The following is an 18,875-nucleotide window of genomic DNA, read 5'->3' as shown; positions in this document are numbered from 1 at the left end:
ATATCTTAAAAAAGGACTGTTAACAGAGTATTAAAGGAATGTAAATGTTAAGTCAAAAATTACATAATATTAACGCTCGGAAAACATTCCGCTTACAAAAGTTTCTTATTATTTAATAGGAATGCATGTTATGCCGTGATTGCATTTATGCTTGTAGACACGAGGAGGAATACGGTTGAGAAGTTTAAGCTTCAACAAAATGAAAAAAAGGACGAGCATAGGATTAATGGTCCTGCTGCTTGCGTCCATGTTTCCGCAGGGAGGGTTCACGTCTAAAGCATCTGCAGCTGCTGCGCATCTGGTGATCAGCCAGGTATATGGCGGTGGCGGGAATTCGGGTTCAACGTATTTATATGATTTTGTAGAGCTCTATAATCCGACGGATTCGGAAGTGAATTTGGATGGTTACGCGATTCAATACGCATCCAAAGCGAGCTCATTTACTGCGCTCCAGACCGGGACAAGCGCATCGCTGACCCCACTGGACGGGAAGGTCATCAAGGCGCATGGCTTTCTGTTGATACAGGAGGCAAACGGTAAAACCTCGGCTCCCGATTTGCCAGTCGAGGCGGATGTTACAGGTGTAATCAATCTTAGTGCAACCGATGGTAAAGTCGCACTGACACGAACGCAAACTGCAATAAGCGGAAGTTCGGATCCGGCTGTTGTGGATTTTTTAGGTTATGGCGGAGCTAATGATTTTGAAGGCGCGCCGTTGTCAGTCTTGAGCAACTCCAAAAGCGCTCAGCGCAAAGCAGAAGACGGAAGCCAATCCGGACCCGGAAAAGGAGCGGGGCTTGATACAGACAACAACAGCATGGATTTTGTGTCTGCGTCCGTCTTGGAGCCGAGAAATTCGGAGACTCCGGCGGTAGCGGTAACGAAGAGCGCCCAGCCGCTGGGACAGCTCATCCAGTTTACGAATGAAGGCTCTTTGGGGATAGTTACCGGTGAACCTTCTTCCGTTACGGCCGCTACCTATGTGTCTGTATACTTAAATGATCCTAGTAACGGCTCCGTGCCAGTGACAACCGCTGTATATGCGGATGCAAATGGGGAGATCGGCAATCTGTCCTTCGATAACAGCCTTCAGGCGAACAAAGTCTACATCACGGCAAAGGATGCAGACAAGACCGAGAGCAGCCCTGTCATCATTGATTTGGCCGTGCCGAGCGCGCCGCTGAATGATGGCAAATTGAACTATTACCTGGATACGAACGGAGGGGGCAGAATTATTGGCGGCGCCGGTGCGGCTGCTCCGAATTCGAAGATATACGCCTACAATGGTCTTTCGGGAGGAAGCCGCTTTACCAGTACAGCTGATGGTAAGGATTATGTGACAGCCGATATCAACGGCTCGTTCACGTTTAATTTTGACGGAGGGGCAGACGATGTTTACATATCCCAGTTAACATCCACGGTCCGGGGCATCCAATTGGAAGGGCCGCGCTCGCGCGTAACCAAGGGAAATACGGAAATCATTACGCCAATCGGCTCGATTCATACGAATGACAGCAGCGGCAAATCGGATAAGATCGATCAGATCTTCACGATCCAGGGTGTTGTGCTTGGAAGTGGTGGACTGACTGCAGCCAATACTTTTTACGTACAGGATGCGACTGGGGGAATCGCCGTATTTGGCACTGTTCCAGCAGGAATTACCGTCGCGGAAGGTGATCTGGTCACCATTACTGGAGCCATTCAGTTTTACAATGGCTTGACTGAGATTACACCTGCAAAAGTCGTGAAGAACGGGACGGCACCGATCCCGGCTCCGGCTCAATCGACCTTGCTTGATCTCATCAATTATACAAAAGCTGAGCCGCTTGAAGGTTCATTAGTGCAATTCACAGGCAAGATCACGAATATTCCGGCTATGGCAGGCAATGGTTACAATCTCACGGTATCGGAGCCAGTGACCAATAAATCCATTACGGTGCGCGTGACTACCGGAAGCGGAATCGATATTTCAACGCTCAAAAAGGATGCCACCTATACGATAACGGGAATTTTTAGCCAATATGTGTCTGGTACGACCTATAAGAGCGGCTACCAAGTGTTCCCGAGATACAATGCGGACATGGTGGAGATCAAAGAGCTTTCCGTTACGCATCAGCCTATTACGCAGGCCTACACCCATACCGATATCACCTTTACGGCTAAAGCGGATAACGCTGATTCGGTAGTTGTGTATTACCGGACTGTAGAAGGTGCCTACCAGGCATTGCCAATGACTAAAGCGGATGGAAGCAATTATTCGGCAGTACTGAACTCCAGTTTCGCGGCAGCGGGAAGCTTCGAATATTATATTGAAGCGAAAATGGGAAGCGTGACGAAGCAATCCGGTTCCGCGGATAAACCTTATAAAGTAACCGTGGTGGACGATACCTTCGCACCGACGTTCTATGAGGAAACTCCGATGGCAGGGGCCAAAATCGAAGACCGTCAGCCTGTTATTTCCGTGAAATACGACGAGCCGAGCGGTCTGGATGCTTCGACGCTGGCGGTGACTTTGGACGGGAAAGCCATTAGTGCCACGATCAGCGGGGACACGATTCTGATCAACAACGATGCGGAATTGTCTATCGCGGATCACGCCGTCAATCTGCGCGTGAGTGATACGAAACATAACGAAGGGACCTATACTTGGACCTTTACCGTTACGCCGGTCTTTTCCGGAGGGAATCATTACCGCGGTACGACCCATAACCATACGAATATTTCGCATGATGCCGCAGGTACGCCAGAAGATGCACTGAAAGCAGCGGAAGCGCATCATTATGATTTCTTTGCCTTCTCGGATCATTCGCATGACATCGATGCGGCTTTGTCCGGTCAAGATACCGTGGATCATAAAGGATCCCCGGAGCGCACAGGTGGTGCAGACTGGCAGCTGACCAAGGATTTGGCGAAGAAGTATACGAAGAACGACGATTTTGTGGTTTTCCCGGCTTTTGAAATGACTTCAACCACTTGGGGACACTCCAACGTGTTCGGGACAGATAATTTTATCGACCGCAAGCAAAATTCGGGACAATATCAGGATTTGAGCAAATATTATGCATGGGTTCTGACCTACGACGATATTGTGGCCCAGTTTAATCATCCCGATATGTCGGCGAACGCTTTTAACAATTTCACGCCTTACGACAGCAAGGTAGACAAGCTGTTCACAATGTTCGAAGTGGGTAACGGTTCCGGCCATTACGGCTATGCGAACTCTGAGGCCAAATTCTTCAAAGCACTGGATCTCGGATGGCATGTAGCACCTACGTACGGGGAAGACAACCATGACGGCACATGGGGACAGACCAACGCAAGAACGGTTATCGTAGCAGATGATCTCTCCCAGGAATCACTGTTGCAATCCATGCGCAATATGCGTGTTTACATGAGCGAAGATCCGAATTTCACTCTGGACTTCTTGGCTAACGGCAGCTACATGGGGGCAACTGTGAAGGGCAGCACGCTTAACTTTTCCGTCACCGGTAAGGACGACGTGGCTGAAAGCAAAAGTATGCCGGAATTCAGCTATTTGAGCAATTCTTATAAATCGGATGACCGGGTGGCTAAAGTAGAAATCCTCTCCAATGGCGGCAAGGTGCTTGATTCTTACTCGCCAATGACCAAGGATTTCACGTGGAATCCTACGGTACAAGTGACCGGCGGACAACAATGGTACGTGGTCAAAGTCACGCAAATGGACGGGGAACGCGTCTATTCGGCGCCGATTTGGTCTCAGGATGTCACGACGGACGTCAAGGTCAGCGGCATTAATGTCGTAGGAAACAGCCTTGTTTCCGGGAGCCCATCCACGCTGGAAGCGGGACTGACGAATCTGGGTTCGAAAGACCTGACGAACCTGAACGTTCATTTTTATGTCGATGAGGTTAACGATTCTCACCTCATTCAAAGTGTAACGGTTCCATCCATTCAATCGAAAGGAACGGCAACGGCGAGAGTGACGTGGGCGAATCCACTGCAGGGCAATCATACGATCATAGCCGTACTGGATGCGCCGCCGGGCGATTCTCCTGACGATAATCAGTTCCGTCTGGATGTTCATATTAAAGCATCCTTAGGCATGAAAGTAATGATTGACGCATCGCATAAAAATGAGAATACAACCTTGGATACCAGCAGCTACAAGGACAATTTGAAGAGCATTACCGAGCAGCTGCGTCAGGAAGGGTACACGGTTGCGGAGAATAACAATGCCATTACGGAATCAACCTTGGCAGATGTGAAAGTGCTGATGTTCACTCATCCATCGATCGCCGTAACCGACGAGGAAGCAGGAGCGATCGCGGATTTCGTGCGCAATGGCGGTTCATTATTGTTAACGGAAAAGAGCAATAACAGCACGAACCCTGCAATCAGCAACAACCTGCTCGAAAAAATCGGATCCGAGATCAGGGTCAGTAACGACGGCATTTTTGATACCAGCCCTGACGGCAATTTCTGGTCTCAACCCATCGGTAATAACACGTATACGGTAAGGCTGCACCCGGCACCCGTTCGCAATTATATAACGGACCGGTCACTGACGCTTGAGTATTACAGCGGCGCAAGCCTTGAAAAAGCGGGGCATCTTCCTCTCGTGGATACTGATCATGTGACCGTTCTGGTTCACGGCAATGAAACCACGTTCCAGGATAAAGTTGCCGGTGGCGGATATGTATATGATAACTCGAACGACGGCGTTGGAGGCTCTGCTATACCGGCTATCGCTTCGGAAGAATTGGGGAAAGGACGCATTATCGTTTCAGGGATGAACTTCGTCAACGACAAGCAAATGGACGAATCCTATAATGCAAAAGGCAACAATGAACTGGGAATCAATGCGGTGAACTGGCTTGCCCATCGCGATACCCAAATTGACACGATCGAAAAGGTCAGAACCGAGCCGGAAGGAACTCCTGCGGTCATCGAAGGGACGGTCGTGACAGGCTCTAACATATTCTTCGATGCATTCTATGTTCAGGATGCCACAGGCGGAATCATGGCCTTTAAAGAGGTTCCTGAAAATAGTCTGATTGAGGGTGACACCGTGCGGGTGTACGGCGAAACCAAGACATTCGAAAACAATCAGGAGCTGGAGTTCGGCTCATTCGCCATGGATGTCATCAAAACAGGGCATACCGATCCGGTGCAACCGCGCATCATGACAACCGGAGCAGCCAAGCTTGATCAAAACCAGGGACTGCTGGTTCAAGTGAAAGGCAAGGTTGTTTCCCAATTCGATGAGAATTCATACGTTATCGATGACGGAACAGGACCGATTCTAATCTTTACCGACGGATATATTGCCAAACAAAGCGGTCCGGTTCCAAGCATGGCAACCGGAGATACTTTGGAGGCCGTTGGACTTATCGGTAAAAATACGGAAGGAACAAGAATCCGTGTACGTAATACGAAAGAGCTGATTAAAACGGAAAGCAGCACGGACCCAACGGACCCGACGGACCCAACGACACCGACCACACCATCCACGCCGGATGGATCGGGATCGACGAGTTCGGGAAATCAGGGTCAAACCGGATCAAGCTCGGATCAGAATCGTTATGCCAATCTGGACAACATGAAGATTCAAGTGAAATCGGAGCATGGAATCGACGGGTTGATTTACAACAAGGTAACCGTTGATGCGGACTCCTTGAACAAAGCATTCCTGAATCATACGCAGGCGACATTGGACGTTCAAAACATCGCATTGCCTGTGAAAATCGAGCTGCCGCTTGAAGCATTCGCTCCGGCTGACGGTTCGAGAAGCGATGCCAGCCTGAAAATTCAAAATCATGATTTCTTCTATGATTTGCCGGCCAAGATCATTGCCGCGAAGGCGCTGGCTGCAGAATTAGGACTTGATCTTAAAGATCTGAAGCTGGAGCTGGTCATTACCAAAGCAGACGAAGAACTGTCAGTTAAGTTGAACGAAGCGGCGAAACGCCAAAACGTTCAGCTCGTGTCCTCTGGATGGCAGTTCAGTTTAGCGGCAGTAGGTAATGGGAAGAAAAAAGAGATCGATACGTTCGGAACGAATTTCGTTTCAAGAGGAATCGTTGTATCCTCTGTACTTGATCCGAAAACAAGCACCGGTGTCCGGTATGATGAAGGCAGCGGAGAGCTTGTGTTTGTACCGACATATTTTAATGCGGCCGGGAATGAAACGACCGCAGCCATGAAACGCAATGGCAACAGCATTTACGCGGTTGTCCATTCTGATGCAAGCTTTGGTGATATCAAGGGTCATTGGGCACAACAGGATATTCAACTTCTGGCTTCGAAGCTGATCGTGAAGGGCCAGAACGCGAATGCTTTTGCTCCAAACGCGCAGGTCACACGCGCCGAGTTTGCTGCGATGCTGGTTCGTTCACTCGGATTAAGCCAGGCAGCTGGAACGGATATTCATTTCAAGGACGTGAAGGCATCCGATTGGTTCTATGGTGCTGTTGCTACGGCAGCCGATGCGAAGATGATTAACGGATTCGAGGATCAGAGCTTCCGTCCTTCGGCTCCGATCAGCCGCGAAGAAATGGCGGTCATGATCCAGCGGGCATTGGCTTATACCGGACATTCAAGCCCGGTGGATCCGGAATCCATCTTGGCTAGCTTCAAGGATAACGGCACGATCAGCAGCTGGGCAAGAAGCGCTGTTGCGGAATTGACGGCAAGTCATATCATCAGCGGAATGAGCGCTAATCTGTTCGTTCCTAAGGGTGTGGCAACCCGTGCGCAAGCGGTGAAAATGCTGAAAGAAGCTTTGCAATCCATTCAATTCATCAACTAAGTTCTGCTAGAAGAGCTGCCCGATTTCGGGCAGCTCTTTTTTCATGCACCAGATCCGGCGGCAAATCATAGCATCAGCCCCCAATTGGAGAACTCACACTATTTTTGCTACGATATTACATAATAACGTTACGGCCGTATTTCTAAGGAGGGACAACCTTTGTCTATAATGAAACAGATCTTTAGCATCGCCTTGCTGAGTATGGTTGTTACCGGCTGCACGGCGGATAAGCAAGAAATCAAACCGGCTAATCCGTCATCCAATGACCAAACTTCAGCTGTTCAAGAGCCTTCCAATTCATCTACTCAGCATGCTTCCGCGGCAGCATCCGACGTTCAGGCGAAGTTCACCCAGGAAGGGGATCATCCGGAACAGGCCGTCATTCAACTGATGAACGACACGAAAAGTACATTGGATATTGCGATTTACAGCCTGGATTACAAGCCGATCATTGATGCTATCGTGGATGCTGCCGGTAGAGGAGTCAGTGTTCGGTTAATCACCGATCAGGAGCATGCGGCAGAGAAGAGCAAACAGAAAGATGCTATCCAGCGGATGATGACAGCAGGAATTCCGGTCAAAGTAAACAGCCACAGCGGTAAAATGCATCTGAAAATGCTGGTTGCCGACGGCAGCAGTGTGGAGGCGGGTTCCTTTAATTATTTGAAATCCTCTGTAGAAGAAAATGACGATGTGGCACTGATTATTCATGATGCAGCGGTCGGCCGACAGTTCGAGAATGCGTTTAATAACATGTGGAATGACAAGGAGCGTTTTAGTGATTATTCGAAATGATCCAGGACTGAAGGCTATCTTTCAGTGGTGTCATTGGCCCCCCGATCAGTTTTTCCAGATCAGGTGACGTTGAAGAAGTATCTATTTTTCTGAGAAACCCATAGAGCCAATGCTGCACCTGAATGTCCTGTCTTAAGGAAATGGGTTTGCCTGCAATAGCGGACAGAGCATGAGTTAATTCATGGAAGGACCAGGCGTGAGGCGAAGTCAATTCGTATATTGTGTTCTGATGGCCTTCTTCCAAAAGAACCGTTGCGATTCCCAAGGCCAGGTCGTCACGCGCAACGGAATTAAACAGCCAATCCCCTGGAGGAATGAGCAGTTCGCCTGCGGATACAGCCGCATCCAGTCCCAAAGCTCCTACAAAATCGGTGTATAAGGCGTTCCGTAGAAACGTAAAAGGAATCCCGGTTGTATGAATAGCATGCTCCGTAGCCAAATGCAAATGGGTAAGCGAAGTTGAACCGGCTTCAGGAAAAGCGAAGCTGGTATAGAGAAGATGTTCGACTTTGGCACGTTTTGCCGCCTCAATGACATGAGCGTGCTGACGCAATCGCGTCGTATCATCCGGATGAGAGCTTGATATGAATAACAGCTTGGAGGCACCCGCGAATGCGGTCTCTAGGGATTCCACTTGATCATAATCGCAGATCCTTACTTCGATACCCAGATCATGATATGGCTTTGCTATTTCCGGATGGCGTACGCAAGCAGCGATCGGACCCGGGGAACCCTTTTGAAGCAGCTGCTTGATGATTAGAGAGCCAAGTTTCCCGCTTGCTCCCGTTATGACGATGGTCATCAAAAATCACCCTTCTCATCAAATTATGGTTAAGCGCTTAACTACTTAGCTAAATAAACGTCAAAAAACCTGCTAATCCCTTCTTAATTTATGAAGCAAAAATAAGAGCTGATGTAATTCCTGTTCATCCAGCGACTTCATTTTTTCAGCGATACCCTCGCGATTTGCAGGCAAATGAGTGAAAAGAAGCTGCTGCCCTTCGCTTGTCACCGATATGACGGATTTACGGCCGTCCACGGGATGGCTTTCCCGGCGAATAAATCCATCTTGCTCCAAGGGGATAAGAAGCAGACTGATATTCGCTTTTGTCACGCCAATTCTCTTGGCCAGTATGGAAGGGAGCAGAGATCCTCCTTCTTTCATGAGTTCAACCAAGACCCGAATTCTGGCCCCGTTTAGACCCTTGGATTGCCAATATTTTTCCGATACGTCAACCAGTTTGGCCGTGGTTTCAACCAAAGAGAAAAAAGCCTGCGTATGCAGGGGCTGATCAAGCACGAATTCCTGCAAATTTGGATGCTGCAATGCAATCACCACCTTTAGATAGTTAAGCGCTTAACTTTAATAATAAACGATATTCTGTTTGATGCATAGCGAAACCTGAATTTGCATTTAATTCTTTGCCGGCGAATCGCTGGATATACAAAACCGGACAAGCAAGACAAGCGATACCAGGTACCTCCTGTCATTCGTCAAAATTAGATATGCGATAATCGTTTGACATCTATCACGAGTTTTGTTTTAACTATATTAAATAGGTTTCAACATCATAATTAGTGCTTGATAAAAAGCGAATGCAGCGGATGGAACGGAATCGATCTAAAGAAGCGGCACCGACCGGAAGAACGATCCGTAACCGCAGAGCGGTTGCCCCTACAATGTCAACAACTAATTTCAGCATTGAGCCTTAAATAGCCTCTTATTATAGCAGCGATCAGCTGAGCAAACTCTCATGGGAGATTGGAGTCAAACCATTGTATCGGAACTTAGAAGAATGCATAACAGACCTTGAAAAGCATGGACATTTGATTCGCATAAAAGAAGAAGTCGATCCCTATCTGGAGATGGCAGCCATTCATCTGAAAGTTTATGAAGCAGGCGGCCCTGCCCTATTGTTTGAAAATGTGAAAGGCTCGAAGTTCAAGGCGGTCTCCAACCTTTTTGGAGATATCGAGCGCAGCAAGTTTATTTTCAGGGATACCTGGGACCGCACACAAAGCATTATAGCCCTGCGCGACGATCCGATGAGTGCGGTCAAGCATCCTTTTCAGAATATCGGAAACGGGTTTGGGGCCATTAAAGCCCTGCCTATGAAAAAATCGGGGGGCGTGCCCGGCGCCTTTCACGAGATTCAGATTTCGGATCTTCCTCAAATTCAGCACTGGCCGATGGACGGGGGCGCTTTTATTACCTTGCCGCAGGTCTATTCCGAAGATCCGGATAAGCCGGGACTGATGAATTCCAATCTGGGAATGTATCGCATTCAACTCAGCGGCAATGAGTATGAGATGAACAAAGAAATCGGCCTGCATTACCAGATCCACCGCGGTATTGGCGTGCATCAGGCGAAGGCCAGCAAAAAAGGGGAGCCGTTAAAAGTCAGTATCTTTATCGGCGGTCCTCCGGCCCATACGCTCTCAGCCATTATGCCGCTGCCGGAGGGACTAAGCGAAATGCTGTTTGCCGGTTTGCTGTCCGGCCGCCGCTTCCGTTACAGCTACGTGGATGGATACTGTATCAGCCATGATGCGGACTTCGTGATTACGGGGGAAATCCATCCTGAGGACACCAAGCCCGAAGGACCTTTCGGGGATCATTTGGGCTATTATAGCCTGACGCATCCTTTTCCGGTCATGAAGGTTCATAAAGTGTATGCAAAGGATCATGCGATTTGGCCGTTTACCGTTGTTGGTCGACCGCCGCAAGAGGATACCTCGTTTGGGGAGCTCATCCACGAGCTGACCGGAGATGCCATCAAGCAGGAGATTCCAGGCGTCAAGGAAGTCCATGCGGTGGATGCCGCGGGAGTGCATCCCTTGCTGTTTGCCATCGGAAGTGAACGCTACACGCCTTATCAGCGGGTGAAGCAGCCGACGGAGATTCTGACGCTTGCGAACCGCATCTTGGGGACGGGACAGCTGAGCCTTGCCAAATACCTGTTCATCACGGCCGAAGAAGACCGGAAGCTGGATTCTCATGATATCATCGGATTTATGACCTATATTCTGGAGCGGATGGATTTGCGCCGGGATATTCATTTTTATACGAATACGACAATCGACACCCTGGATTATTCAGGCACGGGATTAAACAGCGGCAGTAAAGTCGTCTTTGCGGCTTACGGGGACAAGAAGCGGGAATTATGCCTCGAGGTGCCGGAAGTGCTGAAGGAATTGCACGGAATTGAAAATGCCCGCCTGGTGATGCCGGGAATCGTAGCGATTCAAGGTTCTGCATTTACAGATTACGGAGCAGCGCAGCAGGAGTTAAAGGACTTAAGTGAAGCCATTGCAAAAAAAGGTATGCTCGAGACTTGCCCGATGATCATCCTGTGCGATGACAGCTCATTCCTTAGCGAAACGATCCATAATTTCCTGTGGGCAACATTTACGCGGAGCAATCCGTCACATGATATTTATGGCGTAAACAGCGGTTACGAGAACAAGCATTGGGCTTGCGACAACATGATCATCGATGCCCGGATCAAGCCTCACCAAGCTCCGCCTCTGATTCCCGATCCGACAGTGGAAAAGAATATCGAGCGGTTATTTAGTAAGGACGGAAGTTTGGCCGGAGTGAAATTGAAGTGATTTCCTAGTGCAGGCGAAGAATTCATGTAGGTTAACCTCAGTTGTTTCTTACAGAGCCACATATAAAAACGCAGTCTTAGGGCTGCGTTTTTTGCTGCTTGGATTAGACTTCGTTAAGGTTCGATTAAGCTTGGTGGTGTAACTTGGAAATTCAATGATTGCCGGTTAACCGCTCTTAGGCGGATCGGACAATCGAATTTCTTTACAGGAGGTATACATACATGAAATGGAGGATGTCACTTCAAAAAGTGAAAGTTGCGGCGTTGTCACTGACGCTGGCCGTATCCTTAACTGGGGTCGCCGGAACGGGGACGAGCGTTTACGCAGCGGAAAAAGGGACTGCGCAGCCGTATGAGTCTCTTTTCGCTGGAGATCGTATCATCGACGTGAAGGTAACGATTGCGGATGAGGATTGGCAGAGCATACTGAAGAGTCCATTGGACAAGGAGTATAAAAAAGTATCCGTCGAAGTCGACGGAAATAAGATGGACAACGTAGGCTTTTCAACGAAAGGCAATATGACGCTCAAATCCGTTGCCGGGATGACGGATTCCGACCGATACAGCTTCCGATTGAAGTTCGACAAGTATGATAAGGAACAAACCCTGCTCGGGCTGGATAAAATGGTGCTCAACAATAATTACACCGATCCGTCCTATTTAAGAGAATATTTGCATTATGAGGCACTGAGAGCGATCGGCGAGGATGCGCCGCTTACGGTATTCGTCAATCTGTACATTAACGGAAAATTATCCGGTTTCTACACAGGCGTCGAATCTGTGGATGACAGTTATCTTGAACGCAATTATGGCGATGAGGCCAAAGATGGCGTACTCTATGATACGGATGAAAAGAGTTACTTAAAGTATGAGGAAGGCAGCGATTACCCAACGATTACGAAAGATTCAGGTTCGGATAAGGATAAAACAATGCTGAAAAATTTCATCCGTGTCCTGAACGAGATGCCTGAGGGCCAAAAGGGGAACATTGAAAGTGTTCTGGATGTGGATTCCGCTCTTCAATATATAGCAGCCAATGCCGTATTTGGAAACTACGACAGCTATAACGGTGATAAGGGCCACAATTATATGTTATACGGCAATGCCAACGGTAAATTTACGGTCGTTCCTTGGGATCTGAATATGTCATTCAACGGATATTCAGGCGGCGGGAGGAACGCTTCGAGCGGGACATCGGCTGCCGTGAACACCAATGCAACGACCGCCTCAGTTGATATTCCGGTTCTCGGGATCAGCATGGACAGCGTGCCCATGATTAACAACTTGTTAAAGGTACCGGAATATAAGGCCAAATACATGGAATATGTGAATCAGCTCGTCAAATATATGGAGGGGATCGATCAACGGATTGATACTCTCGCCTCTCTCATCCGGCCTTATGTGAAGGCGGATCCTACCAAATTCTACACGATGGAGCAATTCGAAGCTAACGTTGCGTATTCAGCGACAGAGCAGGACAAAGGACAAGGCGGGTTTGGCGGAATGACACCGCCGGATGGACAGTTCCCTGAAGGCATGCAGCTTCCAGATGGCGCGCTGCCGCCGACGGGTGAGCCTCCGCAGCGTCCGGGAGGGGATGCTGCGGCACCCGGACAAAATGGAGAACAAGGCAAAGGACCAGGACAAAATGCTAATCAAGGCAAAGGTCAGGGTATGGGCATGGGTCCTGGCATGGGCATGATGGCGTCGGGCTCATTGAAGACTTTTGCGCTTAACAGACTCGCTAATCTTCAGAAGCAGTTGGGAATGGAGCCGATAACGCTGCCGACAGCCGATGCGTCTGCATCTGTACCTGCAGCAGGCGGCATTCAAGTAACGCTTAACGGTACGTCACTGGTGTTCGCAGATCAACAGCCCGTCAACAAGGGTGGCTTGGTCATGGTGCCGGCTTCCGTTATCATGGACGCATTGGGAGCCGACATGACCTGGGATCAAGCTTCTGGGACTTTTACGGCTGTGAAAGACAATGTTACCGTGAAGCTGAAGCTAGGAAGCAAATCCGCTTCCGTAAACGGCCAAAGCGTTCAACTACAGTCTCCGGTCATAAGTGTAGGGAACCGCACGATGATTCCTGTACGCTTGATCGCGGAAGCCTTTAACATGAAGGTGGACTGGAATGCAGCCACGACAACGGTAAAGGTCACTAACAAGTAGAATAATACGGAACAGGGCTGTCCTTGCAGGTTGATTCAAACCTGAAGGGACAGCCCTTATTCTGTAATAAAAGGTTCATGCTGCAGATCATGATTGTGTATCGGGATACTTCACGACAGGCCATTTTTCTTTGCGCAACGCATTCAGCAGAGTTGGACTCGCATGCAGATTATCGCGTACCAGTTCGCGCGGAGTGAGTGCCATCCATTGGTTCAACGATACATCGGCAAAGCGATCGCTTTTAAACATTTCCAGAAACCATAAAGTCTCCGTACCAGTATTCTGAATGTAATGACCCATGGCAAAAGGGACATAACCGACATCTCCGGCTCTGTAATTGAAGGTACGCGCCGTTCCATTGCCGGCGAAAACAGTCATGCGGCCCTGACCGGTCAAATAATATTGCCATTCGTCCTGATTAGGATGCCAGTGCATTTCCCGCATGCCGCCGGGTTTGATCTCCACCAAAGCGGCAGCGATGGTCCTTGAAATCGGAAAGTTCGAGGAATCGACGATCCGCACGCTCCCGCCAGGCGTTACGATAGGCGTCTGCGCCAGTAGCCGATGTTTGAAGTTCAGTGGCACGGAGCCATACGGGGACTCAACGCGCTGGCTGTCCAAAGAACCGGGGACGGAGGCTTGAAACATGTACACCTGCTCATCCGGGAGGCTCCCCATCTCCTCCGCCGGAATGCCAAAATTTGCGGAGAGCACTTCTTTAGGCGTGTGGGCAAACCAGTCGGAGATGGAAAGTGTATTCATTTCAGAAAAGCTTCCGTCATCGAAAACGAGCAGGAATTCACAGCCTTCCGCTAGCCCTTGAATGGAATGCGGCAGCCCGGCAGGAAAATACCACAGATCTCCCGGACCGATATCAGCGATGAAATTGCGGCCGTTTTGATCCACAGAAGTGATCCGGGCCTCGCCGCGGATCATATAAGACCACTCCGACTGCTGATGCCAATGCATTTCGCGGACTCCTCCCGGTGAAAGGTACATATTGACGCCGGCGAGTGTCTTTGCAATCGGCAGTTCCAGCTCAGTGACTTCTCTGGACCACCCGCCTTGATTAAGCTTCATATGGGTATCGGAGAAGGAAAATTTGAGATTCGGCAGCAGTCCCGAATCGGTGGCGGGCGGCACGAACATATCCGGATTTTCCAAGTCTCTTAATACATCGCGCGGCCCCCAGTCCGGACCTCCTGCGCCATCGCTTCTGATGGGCTGAGGGATGTCTAACGGTGTGCTGTTGGCATCGCGTGGTTTATTCTTCATGGACACATTCCTCCAGATCTATGATGGAAATCAACGGTGTGCATCTAAAAGATGTGTATGAATTCAGGCCTGGCTATTATGAACAAAGCGTGGACTTGTGGTTCATTTGAGGAAGATTTCGTTTATTTCTTCGGTTTCCTTTGCAAAATCCGGCATTCAATGGCATCATTACGGTAATCGCATTTGTACTTGCCGGCTTCACGCCAGGCTGAACCACAAAACCATGTAAAGGAAGTGCTGCCGAATGTTCCCGAAGATCGAGACCGAAAGATTAGTGTTAAGAGAGATTACGCAGGAAGATACGGATAGCATTTTTGCTTGTTTCTCGAATCATGAGGCGATGCGTTATTACGGCCAGGAGGCGTTCGAGAATTTGGAGCAGGCCGAGAAACTGGTTGCCTTTTTTACGGACTGCTATCGTGAGAACCGCGGAATCCGGTGGGGAATCGAGCGGAAAGGGGAGCCTGGATTGATTGGCACGATAGGCTTCAATGCCTGGTCGCCCAAGCATCAACGCGCGGAAATCGGATATGAGATCCATCCGGATCATTGGCGGAAGGGATATGCCTCTGAAGCAGCGGCGAGCATTCTGACCTATGGTTTTGAGTTCATGAATCTGGCCCGGATCGGTGCAATTGTATTTACGGAAAATGATGCCTCAAATGAGATGCTTACCAAGCTTGGCTTTCAGAGGGAAGGCATCCTGAGAAATTATATGATGCAAGCCGGTATATCGCACCATACGCATATGTATTCCATCCTAAAAATGCGAAACGGCTAAGCGGACGTTATACGATAAAAGCACCCGACGGATATCCGGCGCTGCAAATTGCATTCGCAAGTTCCGAAAGGGTCGAACCAAAATGGTCTATTACCAACATGAAAATCAGGTTCTGAAAAAAATCGAGTCTTTCGGGCATGGTGCATGTTCTTGGGTCAATTCCGAGGGCGTCTGCTTGTTACCGAGGACTCGTGGCATTTTCTTACCAGCAATTATTTCGCGATTTATCTAAAACACTTTGAACGAGTGATAAAGAAAAAGCATACAAGAGTAGCGAGTGTGAATTATGATTTTATAGAAAATCAAATTGATGAGATCATCTCGTTTGGAACAATAGAAGATGAATGGGAAGAGAAGGTAGTCGAACACTTGGAGAACTTACCAAGAGAATAACAATGGCAGCATACTTCCTTTTCTCCATGCTTCCAGAAGACATTTTGAAGTGGATTTATATAATCAGTACTGACAGAGTCACTAATTCGACCCCGTTTTTATAAGTGGTCGGGAAATTGGCTATCGTGGCAATGTACGATGTCCCGGATGTTATCTCTGTATCTGACGCGACAACAGAGGCAGCAAATATTGATCAATCGCTGGTTTATGTAACACATCCCGAATTACAAGAAGCTATTAATGGGGTTAAGATCGAGGTGCCGGATGCTTCACTTACCAAAAAGGATATTGTGCAACTATCAAATGCTACGGACGGAACACGCGCGAATGTAGCTACGACGGAAAAGGCGGTAAAGACAGCGGCAGAAACTGCACAGACAAACCTTACCAATCATATAACTGATTTCGTCAAGCACCCATTTGATAATATCTGACGGACCCGGTGTGACTGTCTGCGCTGTCGTAGCCTGCGTAATGAGCGTCCCTTGTACAAGCCCGTTATCTGTACCAGTTTTTTTGATACTTCTTACGTCTCCTGCACCTGCTGCTCCATACTCACTTTCCTCACCCTGTAAGATAAAAGCCGCTGCTGCTGTACAGTACCTAATGGTATAGATGCTGTTCTTTTTAAGTCTACTGCAAATGTTCAGAGCTTTTTTCTAAGGAATGAATTCTCATTACCGTATATGGCACCATGCACCATTGATCACTATCTTGATCTTTATTTTTCTGTTCTCTACTGTACTTGAAATCCCAGTCATCTGGTCAGCAATATGTACAATCACTGAATATGTATTCTTTGCACTAATCCAAACGGTATACGTCAAATTCCTGTTTGGGACAGTTCATGAAGCTCAATCATCAGACTGGAACGGCTATCACTACAACTCCTTTCAGCGTTGACAGTCCTGCTTATATCTTGGGTGCTCTATCAACTTGGATTAGGATTTTCGTTTGATATGAAGCAAGAGGGGGAAACATAACGGTTGATAAAACGGGGGAATTTTAATTTGGTGAAAAACTAAACAAGATACCAATTTGGAATGAAAAAACAGAGGCGGGTTATCTTGCGGCCTTAACTACCAAATCAAGATACACTAATATTGACGGGTAATAGTTTAAAGAGGTTATACTTTCAACGGGCACCACACTACAAGTGAACTCTTTTTAAAACCAGATGGGAAGTACCAAACTTTAAGCATAGATTTAAAGGCAATTGATAAAGAGGGAAAAGTTACTTTTAGAAATGAAGATACTCGAGAAGAAATAAAATCTATATTTGTAGGAACTGAAGGAATTACACATACAGAAATGAATATTAACGGTGTAAAAAAGGTAAGAGCGCTCTTTTCAAACGGCACCAATGAATCAAGCATCGTAATTCTACCTACATAATTCTATAAGTAAAATAAATGCCCTCAACAATCACTTATTGAGGGCTGTTTTAAATTAGCTGATAATGAAGTTTTTGAAAACTGGACTACGGAAAAGCCCGATTTGGTCCAGTTTCTCATTTTAACTTGTGCCTTTATTCTCGGCTCTAAATAGACAAAATTCTTATCCTCTCCAGATACAATCCCCTTGCTCACTTCGTAAAAGTCTCTCTTTTCCTTTGGCTCTGGTCCATGCTCAATGATGCCTGTCGGCCACATTCTGCCGGAACATCCACAACAGCAGTAAGCCAGCTTACGGTACCCAGTAATAAAAACATCCGCATAAGACCAGTTAATGACCTTTCGCCAGGCATCAGATCGGCGGCTGACGTATTATTAACCATGCAAATGCAGTATTAATGCATACATTAACTAAACAGAACCAAGGTAGTGACTCATTAATCACTACTGTGGGTTACTCGCCGCTTCGTATTGCACGTCGGATATTTTACATTATCAATTTTAAGGATCAGTTCCGGAAAATTGAAGATTTTCGGATAGAACTATTACGTCCGTATAACTTTAATAAACATAAGAAAGAAAACTTCTCTGCTACATCCTTAGTAACAGCCTCTGAACTACGGATAATCCAATATGAAAAAATATACATACAACGTTTATCACATTAAAATGTTATAAAAAGAACAAAAATAAAATTACAAATATTTACTTTGAATATATTTACAATATTGGATTATTAATGGTACATTACAAACTATATACAAATGCTTACACATTAAAATTAGAAGGGAACGTGCTCATTTATGGAAAAAAAAGTTGTTTCTAAATCTTCTAAATTGTTATTGGCAAGCGCTCTATTGTTCGGAGCTTTCTCATTGCCTGCTTTTGCTTCAGCAGACTCTGCCGAATCCACGGATGCTATTTCGTCGGTTGCTACTTCTGAAACAGTATCTGTAGCAGATATTGTTCCAAAAGAATACCTTGATAAGTTTGCAGGAAAGTACTCAACTGTTGAAAAGCTGCTAAATGACACAGGGTTTAAATCGAGTGCAACCTCAAAGAAATTGACCTCTACTGCTGAACAAAGTGGCTACATAAAAGTAAATAATATTGACGAATATGCTGCATTGTTAAATTATTTTAATGATCTTGGAAACAATAACAATCTAGTTTTATCTAATCAAAATAATATTATTTCCCCTATGGCTACTACTCCTTATTGGTATACAGCAGAAAAGACCTTATATTCTGATGGACTAATGTGGATTAAAGGTTATGTAACCTCTCATTACACTGCAGCTGATGTTATTGATAACACTCCCGCAGTTGAAAGCTCTATACACGGGTATCATATAGGTATTTCTTGGACACATAGCCTAACGAGAACAACTGTTACTCTTTATGCGAATAAAAAAGGCGGTTATACCAATATTGTAGGCAATTTAGCAATGAATATTATTTGGGAGGGTATTGGAACAATCGTGGACAAAGACCAAGAGTATTACATGTCGTTCTAACTAAAAACAAAGAATGGTTAACCACAATTAGGTTAACCATTCTTTGTTTAAATTAGGTAAAATGTAGAAGAGACCTTTATTATTGTTAATTTATTTGATAGAATATTTGTTATATTTAGGAATTATAAATTTCAAAATTCGGAG

Annotated in this window: 10 protein-coding genes; 7 read left to right on the top strand and 3 right to left on the bottom strand. The window is 47.0% G+C overall.

The features are described from left to right. Window positions 1-175: 175 nt before the first annotated feature. Both GRF59_RS09525 and GRF59_RS09520 read left to right on the top strand, forming a co-directional pair. Window positions 176-6,790: an S-layer homology domain-containing protein gene (locus GRF59_RS09525; RefSeq protein WP_237391692.1), complete on the top strand. Its 6,615-nt coding sequence runs from the start codon at window positions 176-178 to the stop codon at window positions 6,788-6,790. 168 nt (window positions 6,791-6,958) lie between these two features. Next, on the top strand, window positions 6,959-7,585 hold the full coding sequence (locus GRF59_RS09520) for a phospholipase D-like domain-containing protein (RefSeq protein ID WP_237391794.1): 627 nt from the start codon (window positions 6,959-6,961) through the stop codon (window positions 7,583-7,585). Here GRF59_RS09520 and GRF59_RS09515 read toward each other — a convergent pair. Beyond that, window positions 7,566-8,387, bottom strand: a complete 822-nt coding sequence (locus tag GRF59_RS09515; RefSeq protein WP_160497334.1) for an NAD(P)H-binding protein — start codon at window positions 8,385-8,387, stop codon at window positions 7,566-7,568. The genes GRF59_RS09520 and GRF59_RS09515 overlap by 20 nt on opposite strands. 72 nt (window positions 8,388-8,459) lie before the next feature. Continuing rightward, window positions 8,460-8,912 (bottom strand): MarR family winged helix-turn-helix transcriptional regulator, encoded by a 453-nt coding sequence (locus GRF59_RS09510; RefSeq protein ID WP_160497333.1) that lies wholly within the window; start codon window positions 8,910-8,912, stop codon window positions 8,460-8,462. A gap of 449 nt (window positions 8,913-9,361) precedes the next feature. Here GRF59_RS09510 and GRF59_RS09505 point away from each other — a divergent pair, with 449 nt between their 5' ends. Both GRF59_RS09505 and GRF59_RS09500 read left to right on the top strand, forming a co-directional pair. Continuing rightward, window positions 9,362-11,197, top strand: coding sequence for a UbiD family decarboxylase (locus GRF59_RS09505; RefSeq protein ID WP_160497332.1), 1,836 nt, complete (start codon window positions 9,362-9,364; stop codon window positions 11,195-11,197). Between the two features lie 221 nt (window positions 11,198-11,418). Then, on the top strand, window positions 11,419-13,371 hold the full coding sequence (locus GRF59_RS09500) for a CotH kinase family protein (protein WP_237391691.1): 1,953 nt from the start codon (window positions 11,419-11,421) through the stop codon (window positions 13,369-13,371). 87 nt (window positions 13,372-13,458) lie between these two features. Here GRF59_RS09500 and GRF59_RS09495 read toward each other — a convergent pair whose 3' ends face one another. Beyond that, a complete protein-coding gene (locus GRF59_RS09495; protein WP_160497331.1) occupies window positions 13,459-14,646 on the bottom strand; it encodes an oxalate decarboxylase family bicupin in 1,188 nt (395 codons plus the stop codon). A gap of 244 nt (window positions 14,647-14,890) precedes the next feature. On the opposite strand from GRF59_RS09495, the gene GRF59_RS09490 reads away from it, so the two are divergent. The 3 genes from GRF59_RS09490 (at window position 14,891) to GRF59_RS09480 (ending at window position 18,731) form a co-directional block, all read left to right on the top strand. After that, on the top strand, window positions 14,891-15,427 hold the full coding sequence (locus GRF59_RS09490; protein WP_160497330.1) for a GNAT family N-acetyltransferase: 537 nt from the start codon (window positions 14,891-14,893) through the stop codon (window positions 15,425-15,427). Window positions 15,428-15,945: 518 nt separating this feature from the next. Next, on the top strand, window positions 15,946-16,254 hold the full coding sequence (locus GRF59_RS09485) for a tail fiber protein (protein WP_341480064.1): 309 nt from the start codon (window positions 15,946-15,948) through the stop codon (window positions 16,252-16,254). A gap of 1,763 nt (window positions 16,255-18,017) precedes the next feature. Further along, window positions 18,018-18,731, top strand: coding sequence for a hypothetical protein (locus GRF59_RS09480; protein ID WP_160497328.1), 714 nt, complete (start codon window positions 18,018-18,020; stop codon window positions 18,729-18,731). The last annotated feature ends 144 nt before the right edge of the window (window positions 18,732-18,875 follow it).

Origin of the sequence: Paenibacillus dendrobii, assembly GCF_009807035.1 — a bacterium.
GTDB lineage: Bacteria > Bacillota > Bacilli > Paenibacillales > Paenibacillaceae > Paenibacillus_AQ > Paenibacillus_AQ dendrobii.
Note: the sequence above shows the minus strand (reverse complement) of the source record. Positions and strands in the feature narration are given on the sequence as shown.